Source organism: Winogradskyella vincentii, assembly GCF_020166345.1.
Taxonomy (GTDB): Bacteria; Bacteroidota; Bacteroidia; order Flavobacteriales; family Flavobacteriaceae; genus Winogradskyella; species Winogradskyella vincentii.
This window is the reverse complement of sequence record NZ_JAIUJS010000023.1, coordinates 1-1719: the sequence shown is the minus strand read 5'-3', so window position 1 is coordinate 1719 and position 1719 is coordinate 1. Positions and strand designations below refer to the sequence as shown.

Here is a 1719-nt window from a genome sequence, read left to right as displayed (position 1 = left end):
CAAGATGCTACAACAGCTCAAGGCTGTGCTAATGGAGAAGCTACTGTTGCGGTCTCTGGTGGTACGGCACCTTATTCTTTCTTATGGAGTAACGGGCAAACTACTGCTACGGCTACAGGCCTTTCAGATACAACACATAGTGTTACTGTAACTGACGCCAATGGGTGTCAATTAACCCAAAGTATTATTATCGCTTGTGTTAACACTTGTGATGCGGAAATAACTATAGATAGCGTAACCGATGTACTTTGTACTGGTGATGCCACTGGTTCTGGTACCGTATCTGCCAACTCGCTTGCAAACCCATCGTCTACGTTTACGTTTACATGGAGTAACGGGCAAGTTGATACCGGCGTAAACACGAGTACTTTAAGCAATGTAGTTGCAGGTGTATACACCGTAAGCATCACGATTGACGGTACGGTTTGTCAACCGGTTGAAGATACAATCTCTATTACTGAACCTAGTAACGTATTAAATGTTACGGCTTCTTCTACTGATGAATTAGGCCCTTCTACCGGTGATGGTACGGCTACGGCTACCGCGACTGGTGGTGTAGAACCATATACTTACGCGTGGAGCAACGGGGAAACTACTGAAACTATTACCGATTTATCTGCCGGTACCTATACCGTCGATGTGACTGACGCTAACGGGTGTACAGATCAAACTACGGTAACTGTCAATCCTGGTACCTGCTTAAACTTATCGGTATCTGGATCATCGTCTCCTGTTATTTGTAATGGAGAAAGCAACGGTAGTGTTGTCGCTACTGTAACTGGCGGTTCCGGTGATTTTAGTTATGCTTGGGATTCAATTCCTGATACGACACTATCTGTAAACAACCTACCTGCTGGCGATTATACAATCACAGTAACGGATAACGTTACCGCTTGTACTTCAAATACTACAATAACTATTAACGAACCTAATGCTTTGAGTTCAGGAATTGCTATTACCAATATTTTATGTAAAGATGATGCTACCGGTTCTCTTGACTTAACTGTCAACGGTGGTGTTGCACCTTACACATTTGTATGGAGTGACGGGTCTACCAATGAAGATCTTATTAATGTTATTGCTGGAACTTATAGCGTAACCATTACCGATGCTAATGGGTGTACGTCAACAGATTCTGCAACTATTATAGAACCTGCAACCAATGTATCTGTCTCTCTTGTATCCCAGACTAACATTGATTGTTTAAGCAACAGCAATGGTGAATTCACTGTTGAAGGTAATGGCGGTGTACCACCTTACTCCTATTCTATTGATAACGGTGTAACTTATCAAGTATCTGATACTTTTTCAGGGCTTACGGATGGTGATTATACCGTAACCGTGCAAGATGCTAATGGCTGTACATTGAACACTCTTGTGGTGACACTTACAACCGACGATGTTGAAAGTCCAGAAATTACTGTGCCAAGCACAACTACTATCGAAGGATGTTCTACTTCTGATATTACCACTTTAAGCGCTGTGTTTAACTTTAGCACAACACAATCTTCAGATGTGAAATCAATTTTTGCAACTAATTCTGAATATAATGCTACTGATGATTTTAACATACTAAGCATAACCTATATTGATGTTGTAACATCAACGGACAATTGCCCAATTACGGTATTACGTACATTTACAATTACCGATAATTGTTCTAATACCGCTACGGCTACACAAACAATAACTGTCCAGGATACGACGCCACCGACTATT

1 protein-coding gene is annotated in these 1719 nt (G+C 41.4%); it reads left to right on the top strand.

Features of this window, described 5'->3' with window-relative positions; genetic code table 11:
- Nucleotides 1-1719, top strand: a 1719-nt coding sequence (locus LBV24_RS14965) for a SprB repeat-containing protein (RefSeq protein WP_224479468.1), incomplete at both ends; no start/stop codon positions are given.